Here is a 23,991-nt window from a genome sequence, read left to right as displayed (position 1 = left end):
TATAATATTGTAATCAATCGTAAAGGAGATCAAATATGGGAATTGAACTCGTTCACTTTAGCATTGGCAAACCGAAACAAATGAAATATGGCGAAGATAAAGAAATGATAACAGGTATATGTAAAGATCCTACAGAAGAGGCCTTTCTCTCAAAAGACGGATTTCGTGGTGATGACGTAGCGGATTTAAAACATCACGGGGGACCTGATCGCGCTGTTTGTGTGTACCCACACGAGCATTACGTACTATGGGAAGAGGAATTTCAAACTACGCTTCCCGCTTCCACATTTGGTGAAAACATTACCGTAACAAATATGTTAGAGCATGACGTATGCATCGGAGATACATATCAACTAGGCGAAGCAATCATTCAAGTAACGCAAGCTCGCGTACCTTGTAGCACAATTTCAAAACGTCTTGGCATCCCTGGCATTTTGCCGCGCATTGTAGCAACTGGATTTACTGGCTACCTATGCCGCGTTCTTCAAGAAGGTACTGTACGTAAAGATTCTAAAATTACATTACTAGAACGTCAGCCGAGCAATGTTTCTGTTTTGTTCTCTAACGAAATTTATTTTCATAATAGAAAAGATAAAGATGGTATTGAAAAAATTCTTGCCGTTCCAGAACTAGCTGATATTTGGCGTGGTCAGTTAGAAGATCGTCTTGGGAAGTTAAAATAAAGTGAAACTTTAATCAGCCCTCACCAATCGGGCTGCCCGGCAAATAGCGGGATAAAGAATCCCACCTTTTGCAGGTGGGATTTTATTAATCTATCAAAAAATATACTAGGCAATGAAATGATATGGACGATTAGACAAATACAAATATTCCATCTACATCTTACAACCAATAAGAAGAATAGCTCCCCAGTACAGTAACAGAAAAACCGAGCGCTTCAAGTTCCATCGTTACACCTGGTAACAATACGTCATCGTATGCTTTATCGACATCGATTAAGAAAAAGTAATTTCCAAGACCTGTTTTCATCGGACGCGATTCGATTTTTGATAAGTTTAATTTTCTCCATGCGAAAGCTGATAACACTTGATATAGGGCACCTGCATAATCTGCAGGTAACGTTATCATAAGCGTCGTTTTCTCTCCGCGGTTTTCTCCGTTATTCGGGAGTATTGCTTTCTTTTTCTTATGAAGTACTAGGAAACGTGTGTGATTATTTTTATGCGTATGAATACTACGTCTTACAATTGTTAATCCGTATTTTTCTGCAGCTGCTTCATTTGCAATAGCGGCAATTTTTTCTTCAGGATGTTCTTTCACATATTGCGCAGCGGCACTTGTGGATGTCATATCTCGAACAGTTACTCCTTTTAATTCTTCATTTAAAAACTTATGGCACTGTGCAATGGCATGCGGATGAGAATGCACCGCATATACTTCATCCCACACTTCTGCATACTGCGGATGTACAAGTAAATGCTGCTGAATTGGTACTGTAATTTCTCCTACAATAGAAAGCGGCTGCTCATGTACAAGATAATCAACCGTTATATTCACTGAACCTTCTATTGCATTTTCTAACGGTACGACTGCGAAGTCTACATTTTCATTTGCAGCTGCATCTATACAATCTGGAATCGTTCGATACGGTACATGATCTGCTTCCGGAAAAAAACGACTCACCGCCATATTTGTAAATGTTGCTTCTGGTCCTAAATATCCTACTCGAATCATCGTCTTTTCCCCTCTTTTTCGTTTTCTTACTGTTATACCATACTTTTTTATATTCTTCTATGTAAATTTCGAATATTAAAAAAAGACTAGCATTTGCTAGTCTAAATGTTTCTTATATTCTCTTTGAGCGAAAAAGAAATAAATGATACATGCTACGATATAAAACAGAATGAACAAACCTACTTTTTTTAATGATCCATCCATAAAAAAAGTATTATGAAACGTATATAACGCAACTGCACTATGCATACTCCCTACTATAATTGGCGCAAAAAATAGCATACATAATTGCCAACGAGAAATTTTCCATACTTCTTCCTTCGTCATTCCAAGTTTAGAGAGTGCACCATACTGCTTTCGGTCCGATGCAATATTATGGAACCATTTAAAATACACGATACTACATGAAGTAAGAAAGAATAATATACTAATAAACGAGCCCACAAATAGAGTAATATCGCCGCCTTCTTTCATACTTACATATAACTCCATATTACTTCGAAATGCATTATTATCTTGTTTCATATGTTTCCGTAAATCTTCGTTCAATTTCTTCGTCTTTTCGATATTTGATAATGTGTAGCCTCTATATATCATCTTTTCAGAATCAGGAACCTTATTTGCTATATTGTCAAAGTCTTCATCATTCATAACGAAGAACAGACCATTAATGTACGAAGGGTGATAGTTAAATTGAACCCCTTCTTTCTGACCGTTAAATACGAATTGATATGGTTGATTCATTACTTGCAATTGAATCTCTTTTTGATTATATACATTCGAATTATTGTATTTATTATAATAAACGAGTGTCACTGTATCTTTTTTAGGATGATATGTTTTCTGTTTTTGTTTCCTCGCTTCTTGGTTATAATCACTTTCTTTTATAAGCGGTGCTATTGTTGTTTCTCCTTTATTAGACTGAAAGGATGCATACACTCCAACAAAACTCATATATTGAAAATCATCATACCCATATTGATTCAGTAATTTTTCAACCGCACCTTCTTCAAAGACTTCATAAGTAGAAATACCTTTTTCTATGTACGAAAACGAGTGTATCCCTCCCGTTCGCCACATATCTTGCATGCTAGAAAAATACAAGAACACCGTACCTGTTGCCGTAACTACAAACGTCGTTGCCATAGACATCAGAAAGAAAAAGCGACCATTTTCCTTCATTCGATGTGACAATTGATTCACTATAAATAAATATGGATATGTATACATAATCTTTTTATTTCGCTTTATCATTTCTAACACTTGGGTAGCACCATGCGCGAAAGAAAAATACGTTCCCAAAAAGACAAGTATAGACACAGGGAAAAAGTATATTGCTATCGTAGCCACCGTCACTTGTAGCGCTAACGCATATCCTATCCCTAAACAAATAAAGCCGAATATACAAAGCCACTTTGATGTTTTCTTCTCTTTTTTATCTGTTCGAAATTCTTTCAATAACCGAATGATTTTTATATTCCATATACGTAAAGCACTTATAAAAGATAACAGAATAAAAACGACCATATATGTAATAAATGTTACACCAATCGCACTTACGTCAAATATAACAGGGAGTTCTTTCGGAAGCCCCAGTAACATACTAAACACCATGAAGAAGAGCTTTAAAAAGATCAAGCCCAGCCCTATACCGAAAATATTAGCAAAAATTCCAATTAATATTTGCTCGGTCATAATTACTCCTATTACGTTAGACTTCGTTGCTCCCATTAACATATATAACCCTAATTCTTTCTTACGTGCTTCTATGAAAATAGAAGTAGAGTACAAAATAAATATGACGAAAAAAGAAATAATTATAACATTACATATGATAAGTCCCCAGCGTACGTTTTGATACCACATCGTCTCTTGCATATACGGATGTACAATGACAGACATATATGCAAAAGATGCAAATATCGCAAAACAACTACTTAAGAAAAACACTTTATAATTACGCCAATTTCCTTTTATATTTTGCAGCGCTAGTTGCCGAATGTTCATCTATCGTCCTCCTGTAACTTACTACATAGGCAAAAAGCTAGAGGTTCCCCTAGCTTTTTACGTGTTTTAAATATCCTCTTTGCGCGATCATAAAGTAAATGGCAGAAGCTAAAATGTATGCTCCAATTACAAGCGCACCTGATTTCCACAAATCAATATAAAGCATTTTCCCTAACGTATGAAGAGCAAATCCACTATGAATGGAACCGATTAAAATTGGGATAAAGAAGATAACTCCCATTTGTCGAATCGCAATTTTGCGAATTTCTTTATCTGTCATACCGATTCTCTTTAACGATTTAAATTGAATACGATCTTGTTCTTTATCGTTAAACCATTTAAAGTATGTCATACTACAAGCGAAGAAGAAGAATAGTACCGCCACGAAGAAACCGATGAACATTGTAATCGCTCCACCTTCTCTTATATCCTTATACGCAAACACTGAATTTCTCAATTCTCCTTGCTTTTCTGGTGCAATTTCATTTTTCAAATCTAATACAAGATCTTCTGTACTTTTCCAATCCTCAATATAATAACCGTAATATTTCGTCTTTTCTTCATCTGGTACGAGTTTTGCATACTTCTCAAAATCTTGATCATTTACAACCAGATATTCACTATCATTAAAAACAGAAAATGAAGTTGGGCTATTTAACTGAACAGACTGCTTTTGTCCGTTAATTGTAAATTCATACGGTTTCGTACGGTCTATCTTCATCAGTTCATTTGCCATATCGACCATAACCATCGTTGCACTGCCTGGTGCATTATGAACTTCTGTAACTTGCTCTCTCTTTTGTTCACGCACTTCTGCATTATATTCTTTTTCTGAAATAATCGTCATCGGTACTTCATGTTCACTATTAAACAACGTTATTTTCTGTGTTGCCGGTAGTTTAACGTAGGTTACTTTTCGCGCATCTTCAAACCCGTGTCTCTTCACAAGCTGCTGTACCTTTTCTTCATTAATAAGGTTATGCGTATTTAACCCCTTTTCCTCATATGAAATAGCATGTGGAGTTTTGACTACCGTTTTATAACTCATATCCTCAAAATATACGTAAAGCGTGCCAACTGCCGAGGATACAACCGCCGTAATAATAGAAATTACAAATAGAAAACGAGCATTATCTTTCATTTTATAAATAAGGTTACTAAGGACGAACATATTTGGGTACGTATAAAAAGATTGTTTTCGTTTTTGCAATGCTTTTAATACGACTGTACTACCTTGTGTAAATAGTAAATACGTTCCGCCAATTGTCAGTCCTACAACCGGTAAAAAGAGGATGAGGAAATTCAGAAACGTTACTTGGAAGCTAAGTACATACGCAGCAATAATACATCCTATACCAACTACACATAACCATGTAAATGCAAACGGCTCTACTTTTTGCTTTCTTGCTTCTCTTAATAAATCAATAATTTGCAAGCGCCCGACTGTCCAAACACTAAACAATGATAGGATTAAAAATAGAATAAAGTATACACCAGCTGTAATAAGAATTGCTTTACTATTCCAAACGAGTGGAAGTGTCTTATCTATTTTCAATAATACGCTTAACGCTTGGAAAAATAATTTTGAACAAAGCATTCCAGCCCCAATACCAACTACAATTGCAATACTACCTAACATCAGTTGCTCTAATATAATCATTCGGCCGAGCTGCGATTTCGTTCCGCCAATTAATGTTAGTAGACCAAACTCTTTTTTTCTTGCTCGTAAAAACGTTGAATTTGCATATAAAATAAAGAGTGCCGAGAAGATGACCACAATATAATTCATCGATTCTAATCCTTTTGTGATCATCTTCCTCATACTAATATTACCGCTTACGACATCTGGATGATAAATAAAAGAAGCATACATGAAAAATACGACAATCGATAAACAACTACTTATAAGAAACGCTTTATAGTTACGCCAATTTCCTTTTACGTTATTAAGCGCGAGCTGGCGAAAGTTCATGATACTCTCCTCCTAGCATCGCAAGTACGTCCAGAATTTCTTGGAAAAAGGCTTGTTTCGTTCTTCCTTTATGTATTTCCGAGAAAATTTCTCCATCGCGTATGAAAAGGATACGTTCACAATAACTAGCCGCTACTGGATCGTGCGTAACCATTGCAATCGTTACTTTCTTTTGCTCGTGTAAATCTTGTAGAGCGCCCATTAGCGATTTCGCTGACTTCGAATCTAAGTTTCCAGTTGGCTCATCTGCTAAAATTAACGTCGGTTCATGAATGATTGCTCTCGCTGCTGCTGCACGTTGTTGTTGTCCGCCTGATACTTCGTATACTTTTTTATTTAAAATTTCTTCGATATTTAAAAACTTCGCAATTTCCAGTACTTTCGCATCGATTTCATTTACAGGTTTTTTCGCCATTACAAGCGGTAAAATTATGTTTTCTTTAATGGATAACGTATCAAGTAAGTTAAAATCTTGGAAAATGAACCCTAAATGTGTACGGCGAAACTCCGCTAATTTTGCAGCACGCATTTGATTAATTTCTTCACCATTTACAAGCACATGACCTGAAGTTTGCTTATCAATTGTTGCTAATAAATTTAAAAGCGTCGTTTTTCCGCTTCCTGAAGGACCCATAATCCCTACAAATTCGCCTTCTTCTATTTTAAAATTTATATCGTTTAAAGCAGTCGTCGCTACTGAACCTTTTGATTGGTACACCTTCGTTAATCCTTTTACTTCAAGAACACTCATTTCTAATCCCCCTATGTGTTTTCTTCTTACATTTACTATAAGAAAAATAAGAAAAAGAAACGAGTGATTTCCCTTACAAAACGTTTTGTTATCTTACAGTTTTGTCATTTTTCTCATTAATGTATGATACTCTTCATCTTTTGCAAATTGGAACGTGAATGTTGTTCCTTCTCCTTCAGCCGATTGAACATATATTCCATGATGTAAATTATCGCAAATTTCCTTCGTAATATATAAGCCCATCCCAGTCGCTTCTCTCGTTTTACGTCCATTTATTCCCGTAAAGAATGGATCAAATATGCGCTTTACGTCTTGCTCTGGAATACCAATTCCATTGTCCTTAATATGTAATAACACCTTTTGATTTTTCTCTTCAATTTGAAATTGAATTTCTTTTTTCTCTGCCGCTGAAATTTTTGTATACTTGATTGCGTTTACAACAATTTGACCTATAGCAATACTCAGCCATTTTCTATCAGATGCAACCATACAAGTATCTTCTTCAAACATCACTTTCGGAAATACAGACGATTGAATGAAGGATTTTCGATTTTCATTAATAATACCTCGCACGACATCTATAACATTTACTACTTCTACTTTATAATCCTTCGCAAACTGCTCTAGCCTTGCCATATGTAACGCTAAATCTAAACCATTTAGTATACGGTTATTTTCTTCACGAATACTTTCAACTGTTGCTCTTGCCTCACGATGCTCCTTGCCAAACTTCTGCAACAATAATTCAATAACAGATACTGGTGTTTTCATTTGGTGAATCCATTGGTTCATAAATATCATTTGCTGTTGCTCTTTCGCATGCTGTTTATGAACTTCATTCATATATTGCTGTCTTAATAACGTAAAAGATTCAACGACCATTTCTTGCTCTAATGTATAAGATTCATCAATAAGTAAAGAGTCATGTAATGTATTTCCGCCAGTAACATACTTTTTGATACTCTTTAAAAACACACTCCGTTTTCGGTAATCGTAAATGAGGTATACAGTAAACACAACTGTTCCTAATAAAAGTCCATATAACCACGTACTCCAATCAATGGATTTCTTTTCTAAAAGACTTTGCAACTGCAAAACAAGCCCAAATAAACAAAGGCTAACAATATAAGAAAGTATTAAAGAAAAGCGGTCCATGAGGTAATTTTTAACCTTCATGCCCTTCGCCCCACTCTGTAAGAAGCGCATAACCATATCCACGTTTCGTTACAATTGCATTTTTAATGCCTAGCTCTTCTAGTTTCTTCCTTACACGTTTTACATTTACGGTTAATGTATTATCATCCACAAATGCTACTTCATCCCATAGAGCTTCTAACAGTTCTTCACGCGTTACATATTGATTCACCTGTTTCATTAAACACTCTAATAAGTAAAACTCATTTTTTGTCAGTTCAGTTTGTTGTCCCTGCCACTCAACGATATGCTGGGACGGGAATAACAACAGTCCATTTACACCTAAACAATCACTCTCAGCAGCAGAGGCATACTCTCCATAGCCACGGCGAAGCGCACTCTTCACCTTTGCCATTACGATATCTAAATGGAATGGCTTCGTAATATAATCATCGCCGCCATTTTCAATCGCCATTACTTGATCCATTTCCCCTGTTCTTGCAGAAACAAAAATAATCGGCGCATTCGATACAGTACGAATTTGACGACACCAATAAAAACCGTCAAAGTACGGTAAATTAATATCAAGTAACACAAGATGAGGATTTATTTTTACAAACTCATCTTTTATATGACGTAAATCACTTGCTCTAAATGATTGATAGCCATACCTTTCTAAATGCTCCTCTAATATTCCCGCAATTTTCTCATCGTCTTCTACAATTAATATTTTATACATGTTCTTTTTCTCCCCATAAAAGAATTCTTCTACATTTACTCCTTTTTCCATTATAAATTGAAAATTTAATTAGTGGGGATTTTTTCCTATATAAATCCGATTTTTACGATATAAAAAAAGACTGCCGTATTTCGGCAGTCTTAATCGATAAATTCAAATTCATATTCAAGAATTTTCACAATATCTCCGTCTTTTGCACCACGTGCACGAAGCGCTTCATCAATACCCATTCCGCGCATTTGACGAGCGAAACGACGTATAGATTCATCACGTGAGAAGTCTGTCATCTTGAATGTTTTCTCGATATCGTAACCAGAGATAACAAACGTGCCATCACTTTCACGTGTAATTTCAAATTTAACACCTTCAGTATCAAATTTGTACATTACACTTGTATCAGACTCATCCGCAACTTCATGTATTGGGAATTCTGGTGTTGTTTCTATTAAGTTTGCTACTTCAAACAGTAAGTCACGAACACCTTGTCTTGTTACAGCTGAGATTGGGAAGATTTTTACTTCGTCTCCCACTTTCTCTTTAAATGCTTGTAAGTTTTCTTCTGCATCTGGCATATCCATTTTGTTTGCAACAACAACTTGTGGACGCTCAGTTAAGCGAAGATTGTATTCTTTCAATTCATTATTAATCGTTACGTAATCTTCATATGGCTCACGGCCTTCTAAACCAGACATATCAATAACATGCACGATTACACGTGTACGCTCAATATGACGTAAGAATTGGTGTCCAAGTCCGACGCCAGCATGTGCGCCTTCAATTAGTCCTGGAAGGTCAGCCATAACGAAGCTGCGGTTATCACCAGTTTCAACAACACCAAGATTCGGAACGATTGTTGTGAAGTGATACTCTGCAATTTTCGGACGCGCTGATGATACAACAGATAATAATGTAGATTTACCTACACTTGGGAATCCAACAAGTCCAACGTCTGCTAGTACTTTAAGTTCTAGAATGACATCACGCTCTTGACCTGGTTCCCCGTTCTCAGCGATTTCTGGCGCTGGGTTCGTAGCTGTTGCAAAACGTGAGTTACCACGGCCACCACGGCCACCTTTTGCAATTACAGCAGTTTGTCCATGCGTTACTAAATCGGCAAGAATTTGACCAGTTTTTTCATCTTTTACTACTGTTCCTGGCGGAACCTTTACAAGTAAATCTTCAGATTTACGCCCGTGCTGACCTTTACTCATTCCGTGCTGACCGCGATCAGCTTTGAAATGACGTTGGTAGCGGAAGTCCATTAATGTACGTAAGCCTTCCTCAACTACGAAAACAACATCTGCACCTTTACCGCCGTCGCCACCTGCTGGGCCACCTTTAGGAACATACTTCTCACGACGATACGCAACCATACCGTTACCACCGTCGCCGCCTTTTACATATATCTTGACCTGATCTACAAACATTATTTCACCACACTTTTTTCAATTGGTTGTAATATAACTGAGACTTCTTCGTCTCGCACTGTATAAGAAATGGAATACCATTTATTGTTTTGGGTCGCAAACCAATTTTGTAGTTCTTCTACACTCGTTAGCTTACCACGAAAATCAAAAAAGAAACGAGCATTCTCCGCGTCACATTCAATTGTGATACAAACATAATTTTCAACATATACGTCTAAACTATGCTGAAGCATTGAGAAAAATTGATTCGTCCATGTACATACAGTCTCATCTAAGTGAGATAAGTTATGTAATTTCCCTAATACTTCGTACTCCAATAAGCACGGCTGCTGTTTCCAATTATATGTTAAAATCCACTCTGAAAATAAAGGCATTGATAGCCCCATCAGATTGGATTCTTGTCTCGCTTCTTGGACAAAACGATCGATGAGACTATGAATTTCTTCCACTTTTCCAAGTGAAAGGTTTCCTTTCACCATCTGCATACGATTGAGCCAATCATGTCTTGAATGGCGCAATGCATCTATAATTGTCCATTTTTCATTCATTTAGATACCCCTTAATATAGAAAAACTCTAACCTGCACTCAGGTTAGAGTTTTCCGTGAGTTCTTATGCTTCTTGAGCAACAGGATATACGCTCACTTGTTTGCGGTCACGGCCAAGACGCTCAAAGCGTACTACGCCGTCAACTTTCGCGTATAAAGTGTCATCGCCACCACGACCAACGTTAACACCTGGATAAATTTTTGTACCGCGTTGACGGTAAAGAATTGAACCACCTGAAACCGTTTGACCATCTGCGCGTTTAGCACCAAGACGTTTTGACTGAGAGTCACGACCGTTCTTTGTACTACCTACACCTTTCTTAGATGCGAAAAACTGAAGATCTAATCTTAACATACGTTACACCTCCTGCACTTTTTCTATTAAACGGATATACTTTCCGTAATCAAGTTCGATCGTCTTAAGCGAAACAACCAATCCTTCTAAAAGTATCTGTGCTTTTTCTGCTGCATGAACGTCTAAATCATTAGGCAATTCATACGTTAAGAATCCGCCATCACTTCCGAGTTCAATAGTTGCCTGCACATTACAAAGTTCTTCCACTGCATTTATAGAACCAAACACAACCGCTGTAGTTCCAGCACAGACAAGGTCTTGTCCATGTGGCGCATAATCGGCATGTCCAGTCATTTTAAATGATTGGATACTTCCTAATTTCGTGCGACTTATCGTAATTTTAATCATGTTAACCAGAATTAAGCGTTGATAGCTTCAACAACTAGCTTAGTGTAAGGTTGACGATGACCTTGTTTCTTACGATTGTTCTTTTTCGCTTTGTATTTGAAAACGATGATTTTCTTAGCGCGACCTTGTTTTTCAACTTTCGCAGTAACTGTTGCACCTTCTACAACTGGGCTACCAACTTTAACGTTTTCGCCACCAACGAAAAGAACTTTGTCAAAAGTAACAGTTTCACCAGCTTCAACATCTAATTTTTCAATGTAGATTGCTTGACCAGCTTCAACTTTAATTTGTTTTCCACCTGTTTCGATAATTGCGTACATACTTGCACCTCCTCTTAATTACTAAGACTCGCCAAAAACGAGGTAGACATAAATGCCTTTAGGGAACCTGTCTTGTGCGGTTGTAGCATATAGCCGTTTAGGTGCTATAAACTATAACATAAAGATGTTACCATAATTCATTGAGTATTGTCAATGAATCTTCTACTAACTATTTTTTCCGTTCTACAATTTCTTTTTTACTTCCAAAACGGATAATAGTGTACTTTTCGATAATATCATCTTTGAAATAAATTTCAAATGGAATATTTTTTTGTAATTCTTTTTGCAAAAATTGTTTTTGCAGTTCTTTAGGCGCAGCAATTAATACTGCCTCATCCTCTATGTTACCATATGTGATTAATTCTCTCTCTAGCTCATACGCAATTGTTTCATACGACATTACATAACCCGTCGCTTTGCAAGATACACACTCTTCTAGTAATACGTCACGTAAAGAATGTTTTTTACGTTTTCGTGTCATCTCCAAAATTCCTAACTCAGTAAATCCAAGTACTCTTGTATAAGTACGATCATCTTTCATAGCAGCTATGAGACATTCTCTTACCTTTTCTTTATCTTCTCTTTTTTTCATATTAATAAAATCAATTAATATCATACCACCAATATCACGAAGTCTTAATTGGCGTGCAATTTCTTCAGCTGCCATCTCATTTGTGCGAAGTACTGTATCTTGTAAATTTTGTTTTCCAGTAAACTTGCCCGTATTCACATCAATTACAGTCATCGTCTCCATTTGCTCTACAATTAAATAAGCACCATTTGGAAGCCACACAATTTTTTGGAGTGCTTTCTCAATTTCACGCTCTATTCCAAAATGGTTAAACATCGAAGACTTTTCATTATAAAAAGATACTTTTTCTTTTCCAACTTTGTCTTCTAATTCTTTTACTATACTTCTTGTATCTACAACTACTTTTTCAATTGTTTCAATTGGGTTCTCTTGAAATACACGATCTAAAAAGGTCGCCGGTCGATGAAGTAATAACGGCGCCTTTCCTTGATCCTCTTTTCTTTTTAACTCTTCATACAACTGTTGTAACCCTTGCATTTCAGCTTGTATTTCTTCAATTCCCCCTTTTTCAGAAGCAGAGCGGAAAATGTAACCTCCCGTTCCTTCTACTTCAATTTCAAGTAACTGTTGTCTTCTTTTATTATTTTTTATTTTCCGAGAAACAGCTCGCATCTCATCAAACGGCATATAAACGACATATTTCCCGGTAAATTCTATATTCGCTGTCAATTTAGGCCCTTTCGTATCAATTGCCTCTTTCACAACTTGTACGAGTATCGCTTGCCCTTCATGTATACGATAAGAAGCTGGTACATCATCGTATGAAAGATACGCATGTTTTTCTAAACCTATATTTACAAAAGCTGCGTTCATTCCAGCAATTGTTCTTACGATACGTCCAACATAAATATGCCCAACAATCTCTTGCTCTTCATTACGTTTCCATAAAAACTCAACAATCTTTTTCTTCTCTTCAATTGCAACGCGCTTTTCCGAACCAGCGTAATTCACATATAACGTTTTCAAAATTATTTCCTCACTTTATAATCTTCTTTGCTTTTACAATAATAAAAGGTTAGTGCTATCGTCAACACTAACCGATTAATTCTTCAACTGATGAGGTTGTTCGTTTTTCAGTAAAATATGCATAGAGCAATTCATTTTCATCCAATGTGTAATGCTCTTTATATTTTCCACGGACGATAATAGAATGCTTATATCCTCTACGAAATTTTGTGAATATCTTATATAAATGATCTTCTGATTGCACTTCAATAGGTGCAATCTTTTCAATCCCTCTTTTATTTCCATAATAACGTTCTAATAAAAAACGCATAAATGCATACCGTCTTTGTTTCCACTCTTGATATAACGACACTGCCAAAAATATGAGTAGTACCCACATCATAATATTGTTACTATTCCAGAGCAACTGCCATCCTAATATTACACCAAAAAAAACACATGACAATTTCATCATCTTTTCATGTGCTTGTAAATAAGGAAAACGATATGATAGTATATTAAACAATACTTTCCCGCCATCTAACGGCCAAATAGGAAGTAAATTAAACGCTAAAATAATTATATTATTCCACATAAAGAAATAATATAAATCTGCATTCAACCAACCGGCTTCAAACAACATATAACCTACTAGCATCATCCAAACATGTTGAATCGGTCCTGCAATTACGACAACAAGTTCCTCTTTCAATGACTTATTACCATGTTCCTCAAGCTCGGCCACGCCACCAAACGGCAAAAGCTGAATTCTTTTTATACGCCAATTATAGTGTGCTGCTGCAATAGCATGCCCAAGTTCATGAATAAGAACGATACAAAATAACAGTAGTAACTCTTTAAAACGTGCAGTAAAAATACCAATGACAATAATAACCCAAAATAATGGATGCACGGAAATTTTCGTCAAAACGTCTCTATATTTAATCAAATGATATCACCTGGATCGGATCAATAAATTTTTCATTCTTTTTTATCGCGAAATAAAACTTTCCATTTTTATCATTTGTATCATTACTCACCGTTCCAATTTTTTGTTTCTTTGAAACGTAATCATATAATTTCACTGACATATCGTTTAAGTTTGCATACCATGACTCCGTACCATCTGCATGTTGAATTTGAACTGTATTTCCAAGTTCCTCTTTCTTACCCGCAAAAACAACTAATCCTTCATTCACTGACTCAACCGTTGCATTTGTAGCTGTTTGGACAAATACACCTTGGCCATTTTTTTGAAACCCTTGCATTACCTTTCCAGAAGCGGGAATTGCATAATCTTTTTGCTGAATACTTCCTTCTTTTTTCTCATTTGGCGAATAGAATACGAGCGGTTTTCCAAATTGCTTTTCGTACCATTTCGCTACAGTAGCAAACTGAAATTCCTCTTTCATCACTTTTTCTGTAACAGCTTTAGCTCCATTGAATGAAGAAGGAGCATTCTTATATAAAATAGCAACCGAAAGAACTAATATTGCCGATAATAAAACTTTGAAGAAAAAGACTTCCTTTCGAAATAAAGGATGCATTTCCTTTTCTCCATCTTCAATAACTACTGTTTCGCTATCAAAATTCCCTCCGGTAAAATACTGTTCTTCCTCCATCCTTTCTTGCTCGGCCTTCCTTTTTGCAATCCGCTTTTTAATTTCTTCTACGCGTCTATTCTTCATACTGTCTCCTTTCTTTCGTTAAGCTAATTTCAATAGAAACAGTTGTATACAGTTTGTACATATGTATGAGCTAAGAAAGAAAGATATTCGTGTGAAGAAAAAAGAAAGCACCTCGCATATGTGCGAAGTGCTCTTAACGGATTCCAAAGAAGTTTTTCACCTTTGCAAATACCGATACCTTTTCTTGTTCAAATGCTTGTAATGGTACATTCTCACCTAACAAGCGTCTTGCAATATTACGATAAGCCAACGCTGCTTTTCCGCTTGGTTGCAACGCCACAGGTTCACCTGTATTTGTAGCTCGAATAACTTCATCGTCATCTTCGACAACACCAAGAAGCTCAATTGACAATGTACGTACAATTTCATCAACATCTAACATATCCTGTTCATGAAGCATATGACTACGTACACGGTTAATAACAAGTTTCGGTGGTTCAATATCCTCTTTTTCTAAAAGCCCAATAATACGATCCGCATCGCGCATTGAGGATACTTCTGGAGTCGTAACAACGATTGCTTTATCCGCACCAGCTACCGCATTTTTAAATCCCTGCTCAATCCCCGCAGGACAATCGATTAATATGTAATCATAATCTTGACGTAATACTTGTATTAATTCATCCATTTGTTCAGGTGTTACCGCTGATTTATCACTCGTTTGTGCTGCAGGTAATAAATAAAGATCATCAAAACGTTTATCTTTAATAAGAGCCTGAGGTAAACGGCAACGCCCTTCAACGACATCAACAAGATCAAATACAATACGATTTTCCAGCCCCATTACTACGTCTAAATTTCGAAGACCGATATCTGTGTCAATTAAGCACACTTTCTTTCCAGATAACGCTAGGGCCGTACCAATGTTCGCAGATGTAGTAGTTTTACCTACTCCGCCTTTTCCAGATGTAATTACTATTGCCTCTCCCACAGCTATACAATTCCCCTTTCTAACTTTGTTAAATTAGGTCTAAGATGAGTGAGAAGTTGCAGGCGATCGACAACAATGTGATTGTTCTCATTAATATACGCACATTCTGCCGCCTCCGCTCCGTCTTCTTTCTCTTCCGGAGCCCGCATTGCCACATCACTAATTCGAAGTTGCATCGGGTTCATAACAGATGCAGCGATTACAGCATCTGAATCCCCATAATACCCAGCATGTGCAATTCCTCTTAATGATCCTACGACAAAAATATTCCCCCCAGCGATAACCGTTCCGCCTGGATTAACATCTCCAATTAACAACAAATTTCCTTTTACATGTAAAACTTGTCCAGAGCGAACAATTTTGGAAATAGGGACAATTTCTGTTTCTTCTTTCCAAGCTATTGCTTCTGCTTTAGTGATAACATCACTTTCAATTGAATCCACAACAAGATTCTTTTTATTACGAATTAACGTACGAATCTCTTCTTGTTGGACTTCTGTTAAATAACGATTTCCTACTTTCACATGCACTTCAATTAAAGAGCGCCCATCACCATCGTAGTAATGTGTAGAAAGTTTTTCGTCTAATTCCATCAATAATTCTGAGAATGAACAACAATCATCTAAATGAAGCGTTATCCCATCTTTTGTCCCTTTTATCGTTACATTTTGTTGCTTTTTTTCTTCCACTAAAGTTCACCCCACCGATTCAATTCGACATAAAATTAGAAAATCCTTTTTTCTTTTTCTTCCATCGCTTTTGAAAGACGCACTATATATCGTCTCAGTGGGAAACAAACTATCAATAAGAAAATAGCATTTAACAATAAAGTAGAAAGGAGACGATCTGTGAAAAAGACATGAGCTGGCATATGAGTACGTCCTAACAAAGTTAAGAATCCATACACATAATACTCTAGTGCTACAATGCTAGCTAATATGATAGAAACAACAATAAATAAATTCAATTGTAATACTTTCATCACACTATAAACTAAATAAGCTAAAATCGGATAAGCAAAAATATATATCCCGACAAGTTCTGTGTATACGGTATCAAATAAGAAGCCAAATAATAGTCCGTAATAAATCCCTTGGACCGGACTATAATACACTGTAATAAAACATAAGACGATTATAAAGAAATGCGGTGCTGCTATACTGTCTTTCCAAAACACATCCGTTGGAACAACAGTAGCAAACATATTTTCAAATAGAAACACAAAAAGGAGCAAAAGAGGAAGAGCTGCTCTTTTTAATATCTTCATCATCTCTTCTTCTCCTCCTATTCTAATGGCGCTGAAGGTGTTGCACGTTTAGCAACCGTAATATGCTCTACGTCATTTAAATCAGCGGCAGGTTTTACATAAGCTGTTTTTGTTAAGCCATATGCATCCGGCTGAACATCAACGATTTTTCCAATTACAAGACCTTTCGGGAAAATATCACCAAGTCCAGATGTTACAACTAGTTGATCTTTTTCTACCGGTGCATCAGAGCCAATCTTTGTGAAAAGTAGTAATTGTTTTTCTTTGTCATAACCTTCAATCAAACCAAAGATTTTCTCTTGCCCTTGTACAATAGCAGAAACGCGATTTGTTCGGCTCATAGAACTTAGTAATTCTACTGATGATGTAAACTGAGATACACTTTTCACTCTTCCAACTAACCCTTGTGAAGTTACTACAGCCATATCTTTTTTAATTCCTTGCTGTGCCCCTTTATCAATTCCAATTAAATCGTACCATTTATCTGGATTACGAGAAACAACAGTAGCTGGAATTTCAGTATACCCGCTATTTAACTCTTTTTTACCAGTTAGCTCTTGTAGCTTCTTGTTATCATCTTCTAGTTGTTTTACTTTCCCTGATAGACCTGCATAATTATCTAATTTTGCTTTTAATTCTTTATTCTCTTCATACGTGCGCTTTACATCTTCTACATTTTCGAAGAATCCAGCTACGTATTTCGCTGGCTTTTGGAATACACGTTCTACAACACCGACAGTGTCTTTAACAAACTGCTCTGGCCATGTTAAACTGTTCCGTTCTTTCAATGAGATTCCAATCAATGCCACGAGAAGAATAATACTAACCAACAAAACAATTAATCTTTTGTTTAAGAAAAACTGTGGCACGTTCACACCCTCTTAATTTCACTGATTTTTATTTTGCAATATTATCGAGCAGCAGTTTTGAAAAGATCGATATTGTCTAATGCTTTACCTGTTCCAATTGCTACGCAATCTAATGGATCTTCTGCAACAAGAACTGGCATTTTCGTTTCTTCACTAATTACTTTATCTAAATTACGTAGTAATGCCCCGCCGCCTGTTAATACGATACCGCGGTCCATAATATCAGCCGCTAATTCAGGTGGCGTTTTTTCTAACGTATTTTTAACTGATTCTACAATCGCATCTACTGTATCTTTTAATGCATCTGCAATTTCTTCTGGCTGAATTAGTACTGTTTTTGGTAAACCACTTACTAAATCACGACCGCGAATTTCCATAGGCTCGATACCTTCTGGCTCGCCTGCAGAACCAATTTCTAATTTTAATGCTTCAGCTGTTCTTTCACCAATCATTAAGTTATAGCTTTTCTTAATGTACTGAATGATTGAATCATCCATATCATCACCAGCAACACGAACTGACTGGCTTGTTACAATACCACCTAAAGAAATAATTGCAACTTCTGTTGTACCACCACCGATATCAACAACCATACTACCAGTTGGTTCCCAAACAGGTAAGTTTGCACCAATTGCTGCTGCAAATGGCTCTTCGATAGGATAAGCATCACGAGCACCCGCTTGACGAGTCGCATCGATTACTGCACGTCTTTCTACAGCTGTAATACCAGATGGTACACATACCATTACATACGGCTTACGTGAGAAGAAACCGTTTGATTTTTGAGCTTGTTGAATGTAATATTTCATCATTGTTGCAGTTGTTTCATAATCAGCAATTACACCGTCTTTCATCGGGCGAAGTGCCACAACGTTCCCTGGTGTACGACCAATCATTTGTTTTGCATCGCTACCTACAGCAACGATTTGTTTCGTATCAGTTTGTAACGCAACTACTGAAGGTTCACGTAAAACTACACCTTTTCCTTTTACATATACAAGCGTGTTCGCAGTTCCTAAGTCTATTCCAAGATCGCGAGTAAATCCACCAAATCCAAACATATTATTTATCTTCCTTTCTTGTTTTCACGGACTCATTTTTTCTTACTTTATATTATAAAAACAGTACGTTTTTTATATCTTTATCCTTTTTGTAGATAAATTTCTACAAAAAACTCATAAATCACATTATAAAACAAAATAAGTAAAAAGCATAGTCTTAAATATGACCTTTTTCCTTTAAACTCACGAATTTATGGTCACCTATTATAAATAGTGATAGGTAAGAAAAAACCACGACTTTACTCGTTTGGACTTCTTTTCCCCCACTTCACACCGTACGTGAGACTTTCACCTCATACGGCGTTCCATCAACTCAATTATTTACGTTAATCCCAATTTTTCTCTAAAACCTAGAACCTTTTCCCAAATTACTTTTCCGACCATGGAATAATCTTTTGAACTGTGAATCATTTGATGGCAATGTTCATGTAGGGATGCAAGGTTAGGAACACGATTTACTTCTTCTATGGGAAGTTTTGGGTTGACATGGTGTATGTGTACATCATCCCCCTGAAGTAACTCTCCACATACTCGACATCTTCCTTTATCACGGTTAAATGCATAGGCTCGATTCATAAAGTATTCAAAGTTGTACAATTTTCCCTTATGTCCGATTTTGATAATCTTGGACCAATTCAAGCTGAGGAGCTCATCCGCTCTTACTTTAATGGGCTTTTTATTCGTTCGGTTCATATAAATTTGTCTACCCAGTTTGGTATACGGTGTCTCTTTAGGGCTTTTATTTTTAGGCTTTTTCCACCTACAAAAATCTAGCCTTGTAACACCTATTTTCAATTCGTTGTATTCAACCATTGGTATTTTGGTTTCGTACTTTTCGTGGGCTGACCGTAGATTGTCCACTCGTTTTGCAGGTATTTTATAACCTCCATGTTTTCGGAGTTTCAAATATGCCGCATAGTGGAGTTTATCAACATACTTTCCCATGTACACATTCACTTTCGTTGTACATTCGTAATATTGAATTAGCCCTCTTATTTTAGAGTTGATGAGATTAATCCAGTGAATCAGGTCGTCTTTCCTTGTTGCTTTTTTGATTTTCTTAATCGTTTTATGAATCTCATTTACCTTTTCTTTTAACCGTTGTTGATTTGGCTTACTGACGAGAATATGTCCATTTTTCGCCTTGCCCTTAATTGCCTTGATTTCAAAGCCAAGAAATTTAATTGGTCGTCTTCGTATATCTGTTATGAGCGTCTTTTCTTCTGACAATGTCAATTTCAACCGCTCTTTTAGATATTTTGTTATTTTGTACTTCCATTTCTCCGCATTCCGTTTAGAGTTCGTTATGAGTACCCAATCGTCTGCATATCTTACCAAATACGTTTCTTTTAGGCGTGTTGTTTTCCGTAACCTTTCGAACTGTTTGGATTTTTGTGCATACGGGTAGCTTGTTTTCTTATTTTCCCATTCTCTTGTTACCCATTGGTCAAATGCGTGTAGATAAGCATTTGCGAGTAGCGGAGAGATGATTCCTCCTTGAGGTGTACCAATTGGGTTCTCTTTTAATTCATCCATGATCCCAGCTTTCAGCATTGCTTTGATAATCATGAGGACACGTCTATCCCTAATTCCCATATTCCATAATTTCTTAATGAGAATCGTATGGTTAACACAATCGAAAAATTTACTAATATCTCCTTCGATAATCCAATAGTGTCCCGTGATATGAACGATGTCAGTTGTTCGAACTAATGCCATACTGGAATCTCTCATTGGTCTGAATCCATATGAATGTTGGAAAAATTGCGCCTCAAGAATTGGTTCAATAATTAAACGAACACACTCCTGTATAACTCGGTCGATAATGCTTGGTATTCCTAATGGGCGTAACTCTTTGGAATTTGGTTTTGGAATGTACTTTCTTTTAATAGGTTCTGGACGATAATTTCGAAAGTTTTCTTGTACGAGTTGTACGACTTTTGGGTAATCTTTTTGAAGAATGTCTGGTTTCATTAATTTATGGTCACTTCCAGCCGTACGACTTCCCTTATTCGCTTTAATGCGATGGATAGCCGTTAGTATCGTGGCTTCACTTGTCATCAGTTCTAATAAGTTTTTGTGTCCAGACGATTGTCCCTTTTGATTTATACTTTCGAAACTTTTATTATATAATTCGTCCTGTTTATCTCTTAATTCTTGTTCAGATTTTAGATAGTTAGATTCTTGTTCCATTGCGATTCCTCCTTATTGGGAGAATGCAAGGTTTTAATCAGGTATGCTCAAACGGCTTCCCTAACAAATTGGTTTAACTTAATAATTGGACTGACTATGCCCCTTCGCTCTATTCCCATTACAGAAACTTCGTCACTACTACGGGCTGCTGTCCCATAGATTCAATTGTCATTTCCTCCAATTTAGATGCATTGAGTTTAACTCCTCTTGTCATCATCCTCTATGGTTCCGCTGTTCCTTACGCTTTAGCTTTTCATTACCGTTTTAGCTGTCCTCTTTGACCCGTTAATCATCTTTTTGTCCACTGTTGGTAGGACGCAAGACACTATTCCATAATTGGAGTAGTATAGATTTTGCAACCACAAATACAAAACCCACGATTAAACTTCTTTTACAGAAGCGAGAAACTTCATTTCGTTTCCCTTTGCATTTACGAGCCGTACATACGAGGATTCCTGGTAAGTCAGCATGACGGTTTTATAGCCTCCCGCTTACTTTACTAACCGCTTCTCAGGTCTGTTTTTCAGCGCCTTTACCGAGCTTCGTACACAAATGTAGTTAACTATTTATGCACGTCGGAGTTTCAGAGCATCGTTACCAACATTTAACGATGAGCTGGGATTTCACCAACCTATTCAAGCGTAAAGTTCAAAGGTAAGTACCTTTGCCTAGTTTTATTGCATATTTCTACGCAGATTGTCTAGGAACAGCGCACACTATGATCAAGCACTTCAATTCCGATAATCTGACCGCATTCTACTAAGCGTTTGGTTACTTCAATATCTTCACGGCTCGGCGTGGGATCTCCTGAGGGATGGTTATGAAGACATATGATAGAGGCTGCTGCACGACGGAAGGCTTCTTTAAAAACTTCCCTCGGGTGTACAATTGACGTGTTTAAACTTCCAATAAAGATCGTTTGCCTATGTATAACTTGATTTTTTGTATTTAAATATAAACAAACAAAATGCTCTTGTTGTAAAAAACGCATTTCTTCCATCATGTATTTCGCACAATCTTCTGGACTTCGAATACTATATCTATTTTGATATTCTAAACGTACCATTCTTCTGCCTAGTTCAAAGGCTGCCATAAGTTGCGATGCCTTTGAAATCCCAATACCATGTATACTAATTAGCTCTTCTAATGTTGCATCTTTCAACATACGTAAGCCATCAAATTGGTGTAAAATTTTATCTGACAACTTTAAAACTGTTTCTTCTTTAGAACCTGTTCTGAGTAACACTGCGAGAAGCTCTCGATTTGATAAACTTCCAGCACCTTCTAACAATAAACGCTCCCGTGGCTGTTCTTCTCTTACAACATCACGAATACCGTTCATTTCTCCACCCCTTTATTTGTTCTCTCAAAGAAAACCCCATGCAATTTTACGCATGGGTTACATCAATATCAAATTGTTTTAATTCCCGAACGAGACGTGCAATTGGTAAGCCAACTACACTATAGTAGTCCCCTTGAATATTTTGAACGAAAATAGATCCTTTACCTTGAATCCCATAACTACCTGCTTTATCAAGAGGTTCTTTCGACGCGACGTATGTATCAATTTCCTCTTCTGTTAACTCCCAAAATGTAACTTCTGTACGCTCATAAAAAGTAACCGTTTTTTCTTTTGATATAATCGCAACACCTGTATACACTTCATGTGTTTTCCCAGATAGTAATTGTAACATCTCTTTCGCCTCATCCTCATTAGAAGGCTTACCAAGGATACGCGACTCATATGTAACAATTGTATCTGCACCTAACACAATGTGATCACTATTATTTTCTGCAACCGCTGATGCTTTTTGCAAGGCAAGCGACATTACAATATCAGAAGGCGATGAATATGCACCAATTGTTTCCTCTACTTCACTTACAACGATTTCAAATGGTACGCTAGCTAACTCAAGCAATTCCTTCCTCCGAGGTGACCCTGAAGCTAAAATTATTTTTTTCATATTTTCTCCTTCCTTTCTCACATGAAGCAGAACAATTTATATCAATCGTATCAAAGGAATAGTTTGCCCACAAATGAAAGAAATATTAATTTCTCTAACTAAAAATAACACTTCTTTATTGCATACGATTATATTCCTGTCATAGAGAAAGCACTTTGCTCTAAATTCAAAAGAAAAGAAAGAAGTACATGTACTTCTTTCTTACTCATTTTATTATCCTATCATTTCACTTTCTACGAAACAATTTTTTCATACGAGAGTAAGCCATCAATAATAACTTGATTTAATTTCGCCAAAGATTCCTTATCCATTTTCCCATCTTTTACTGTTTGTACAGCTACCGACGTATACATATACAGTTTCTTTGCTTCTTCTCGCTTCATACTTTTCCCTTCTTTTTCAATCGCTTTCCATTCTTTTTCAATCACTTCTATATCTTTTGCGCTGCTTTTTCCACCAACTTGTACGCTAGAAGCATATTTTGCTAAATGAGTATATAATGGCTGCACTTTTGTTAAAAATGTTCCTACTTCTTTATCATCTTTCAGCAATGCTTTATCTGTTATATCCCAGTTCTTTTTTAAAACGGAGACACCATCATTTTTATACTTAGTCATTAATTGATTTATAGCCTGTTCATCGCTAGCAATACCAACAACTATTGCATACTTATCCCCGCTCGGTCTCAAAGCACCAATGCCCCCATTGCCTTTCCATTCTTCAAGAGCTGCCTGTCCCTTTTCTTCAGAAGAATAAAGCCCCCCTTGAACAAAGAATAATTTCATCGGATCCAATGACGTTCCTGTCTGCGCCTTTTGTTTTTCTTCTTTCGGTGCTGGTGTTTGTTCTGCCGTTCCACCCACCTTTGATTCTCCATTTCCAGTCGGCCTTGAAGCAGTTACTTCACTTCCTCCTGTTGTTCCTTGTCCAGTAAGTAAATGAAGCATCCCCATTCCAAACGCCGTACCGATAATAATTGCGGTTGCAACGATTGCAATTAATGTATTACTCCACTTCTTTCGGTATTTTTCCACAGACACTGATTTCGCTTTTTGAAACGGAACAACATTTTTAGGTCGTTCACTTTCTACTACCACCCATTCAAATTCATCTTTCTTCTTTTCCTCATACTTCGCTTCTGTTCCATTCACTTTCACTGAGATCGTTCGTGATTGCTTGTCCATAC

24 protein-coding genes and 1 other annotated feature are annotated in these 23,991 nt (G+C 36.6%); of the genes, 1 reads left to right on the top strand and 23 read right to left on the bottom strand.

Annotation, left to right across the window (positions count from 1 at the left end; genetic code table 11):
- Window positions 1-35 precede the first annotated feature (35 nt).
- Window positions 36-683 carry an MOSC domain-containing protein gene (locus AC1Q8L_RS10375; RefSeq protein WP_000510672.1) on the top strand — a complete coding sequence of 216 codons (648 nt, stop codon included), beginning with the start codon at window positions 36-38 and terminating at the stop codon, window positions 681-683.
- Between the two features lie 160 nt (window positions 684-843).
- Here AC1Q8L_RS10375 and pheA read toward each other — a convergent pair whose 3' ends face one another.
- From pheA to AC1Q8L_RS10260, 23 genes are all read right to left on the bottom strand, one after another.
- Window positions 844-1,695, bottom strand: a complete 852-nt coding sequence (pheA, locus tag AC1Q8L_RS10370; protein ID WP_000621693.1) for a prephenate dehydratase — start codon at window positions 1,693-1,695, stop codon at window positions 844-846.
- Between the two features lie 96 nt (window positions 1,696-1,791).
- A complete protein-coding gene (locus tag AC1Q8L_RS10365) occupies window positions 1,792-3,702 on the bottom strand; it encodes an ABC transporter permease (RefSeq protein ID WP_001026332.1) in 1,911 nt (636 codons plus the stop codon).
- A 49-nt stretch (window positions 3,703-3,751) separates the two neighbouring features.
- A complete protein-coding gene (locus AC1Q8L_RS10360) occupies window positions 3,752-5,674 on the bottom strand; it encodes an ABC transporter permease (RefSeq protein WP_025117776.1) in 1,923 nt (640 codons plus the stop codon).
- Window positions 5,649-6,425: an ABC transporter ATP-binding protein gene (locus tag AC1Q8L_RS10355; protein WP_000114525.1), complete on the bottom strand. Its 777-nt coding sequence runs from the start codon at window positions 6,423-6,425 to the stop codon at window positions 5,649-5,651. The genes AC1Q8L_RS10360 and AC1Q8L_RS10355 overlap by 26 nt, the downstream gene beginning before the upstream one ends.
- A gap of 93 nt (window positions 6,426-6,518) precedes the next feature.
- Window positions 6,519-7,601, bottom strand: a complete 1,083-nt coding sequence (locus tag AC1Q8L_RS10350; protein ID WP_000865403.1) for a HAMP domain-containing histidine kinase — start codon at window positions 7,599-7,601, stop codon at window positions 6,519-6,521.
- The gene (locus AC1Q8L_RS10345; RefSeq protein ID WP_002082113.1) at window positions 7,591-8,298 is read right to left on the bottom strand and encodes a response regulator transcription factor; all 708 of its coding nucleotides are present in this window, start codon (window positions 8,296-8,298) and stop codon (window positions 7,591-7,593) included. The genes AC1Q8L_RS10350 and AC1Q8L_RS10345 overlap by 11 nt, the downstream gene beginning before the upstream one ends.
- Window positions 8,299-8,438: 140 nt before the next feature.
- Window positions 8,439-9,725: a GTPase ObgE gene (obgE, locus tag AC1Q8L_RS10340; RefSeq protein WP_000497130.1), complete on the bottom strand. Its 1,287-nt coding sequence runs from the start codon at window positions 9,723-9,725 to the stop codon at window positions 8,439-8,441.
- Window positions 9,725-10,273 (bottom strand): sporulation initiation phosphotransferase B, encoded by a 549-nt coding sequence (locus tag AC1Q8L_RS10335; protein WP_001003586.1) that lies wholly within the window; start codon window positions 10,271-10,273, stop codon window positions 9,725-9,727. The genes obgE and AC1Q8L_RS10335 overlap by 1 nt, the downstream gene beginning before the upstream one ends.
- Before the next feature lie 63 nt (window positions 10,274-10,336).
- The gene (gene rpmA / locus AC1Q8L_RS10330) at window positions 10,337-10,627 is read right to left on the bottom strand and encodes a 50S ribosomal protein L27 (RefSeq protein WP_000944957.1); all 291 of its coding nucleotides are present in this window, start codon (window positions 10,625-10,627) and stop codon (window positions 10,337-10,339) included.
- A gap of 3 nt (window positions 10,628-10,630) precedes the next feature.
- Window positions 10,631-10,975 carry a ribosomal-processing cysteine protease Prp gene (locus AC1Q8L_RS10325; protein ID WP_002094147.1) on the bottom strand — a complete coding sequence of 115 codons (345 nt, stop codon included), beginning with the start codon at window positions 10,973-10,975 and terminating at the stop codon, window positions 10,631-10,633.
- 11 nt (window positions 10,976-10,986) lie between these two features.
- A complete protein-coding gene (gene rplU, locus AC1Q8L_RS10320) occupies window positions 10,987-11,295 on the bottom strand; it encodes a 50S ribosomal protein L21 (RefSeq protein WP_000270907.1) in 309 nt (102 codons plus the stop codon).
- A 14-nt stretch (window positions 11,296-11,309) separates the two neighbouring features.
- Window positions 11,310-11,387, bottom strand: a sequence feature (ribosomal protein L21 leader region).
- A gap of 77 nt (window positions 11,388-11,464) precedes the next feature.
- Window positions 11,465-12,853 carry an Rne/Rng family ribonuclease gene (locus AC1Q8L_RS10315; protein ID WP_025117774.1) on the bottom strand — a complete coding sequence of 463 codons (1,389 nt, stop codon included), beginning with the start codon at window positions 12,851-12,853 and terminating at the stop codon, window positions 11,465-11,467.
- Window positions 12,854-12,920: 67 nt separating this feature from the next.
- Window positions 12,921-13,781 (bottom strand): stage IV sporulation intramembrane metalloprotease SpoIVFB, encoded by an 861-nt coding sequence (gene spoIVFB, locus AC1Q8L_RS10310; protein WP_000599064.1) that lies wholly within the window; start codon window positions 13,779-13,781, stop codon window positions 12,921-12,923.
- Complete coding sequence (gene spoIVFA, locus AC1Q8L_RS10305; RefSeq protein ID WP_000797475.1) at window positions 13,774-14,520, bottom strand: stage IV sporulation protein SpoIVFA; 747 nt, start codon at window positions 14,518-14,520, stop codon at window positions 13,774-13,776. Before spoIVFA ends, spoIVFB begins: the two co-directional genes overlap by 8 nt.
- 133 nt (window positions 14,521-14,653) lie before the next feature.
- Window positions 14,654-15,451 (bottom strand): septum site-determining protein MinD, encoded by a 798-nt coding sequence (minD, locus tag AC1Q8L_RS10300; protein ID WP_000503309.1) that lies wholly within the window; start codon window positions 15,449-15,451, stop codon window positions 14,654-14,656.
- Between the two features lie 2 nt (window positions 15,452-15,453).
- Complete coding sequence (gene minC, locus AC1Q8L_RS10295) at window positions 15,454-16,140, bottom strand: septum site-determining protein MinC (RefSeq protein ID WP_000391521.1); 687 nt, start codon at window positions 16,138-16,140, stop codon at window positions 15,454-15,456.
- Between the two features lie 35 nt (window positions 16,141-16,175).
- Window positions 16,176-16,721 carry a rod shape-determining protein MreD gene (mreD, locus tag AC1Q8L_RS10290; protein ID WP_000975765.1) on the bottom strand — a complete coding sequence of 182 codons (546 nt, stop codon included), beginning with the start codon at window positions 16,719-16,721 and terminating at the stop codon, window positions 16,176-16,178.
- A 14-nt stretch (window positions 16,722-16,735) separates the two neighbouring features.
- Window positions 16,736-17,587, bottom strand: coding sequence for a rod shape-determining protein MreC (mreC, locus tag AC1Q8L_RS10285; protein ID WP_001135487.1), 852 nt, complete (start codon window positions 17,585-17,587; stop codon window positions 16,736-16,738).
- 41 nt (window positions 17,588-17,628) lie between these two features.
- The gene (gene mreB, locus AC1Q8L_RS10280; protein ID WP_000466736.1) at window positions 17,629-18,648 is read right to left on the bottom strand and encodes a cell shape-determining protein MreB; all 1,020 of its coding nucleotides are present in this window, start codon (window positions 18,646-18,648) and stop codon (window positions 17,629-17,631) included.
- Between the two features lie 321 nt (window positions 18,649-18,969).
- Entirely contained in the window at window positions 18,970-20,841 is a 1,872-nt protein-coding gene (gene ltrA / locus AC1Q8L_RS10275; RefSeq protein ID WP_061688023.1) for a group II intron reverse transcriptase/maturase, read from the bottom strand.
- Between the two features lie 700 nt (window positions 20,842-21,541).
- Entirely contained in the window at window positions 21,542-22,183 is a 642-nt protein-coding gene (radC, locus tag AC1Q8L_RS10270; protein WP_065229394.1) for a RadC family protein, read from the bottom strand.
- A 46-nt stretch (window positions 22,184-22,229) separates the two neighbouring features.
- On the bottom strand, window positions 22,230-22,805 hold the full coding sequence (locus AC1Q8L_RS10265; RefSeq protein ID WP_000720494.1) for a Maf family protein: 576 nt from the start codon (window positions 22,803-22,805) through the stop codon (window positions 22,230-22,232).
- A 233-nt stretch (window positions 22,806-23,038) separates the two neighbouring features.
- A complete protein-coding gene (locus AC1Q8L_RS10260; RefSeq protein WP_098295251.1) occupies window positions 23,039-23,989 on the bottom strand; it encodes a stage II sporulation protein B in 951 nt (316 codons plus the stop codon).
- Between the last annotated feature and the right edge of the window lie 2 nt (window positions 23,990-23,991).

The sequence above is a fragment of the Bacillus sp. GW823-FHT06A11 genome (assembly GCF_058795355.1).
The sequence above is the reverse complement of the archived record's forward strand: the minus strand, read 5'-3'. Positions and strand labels throughout refer to the sequence as shown.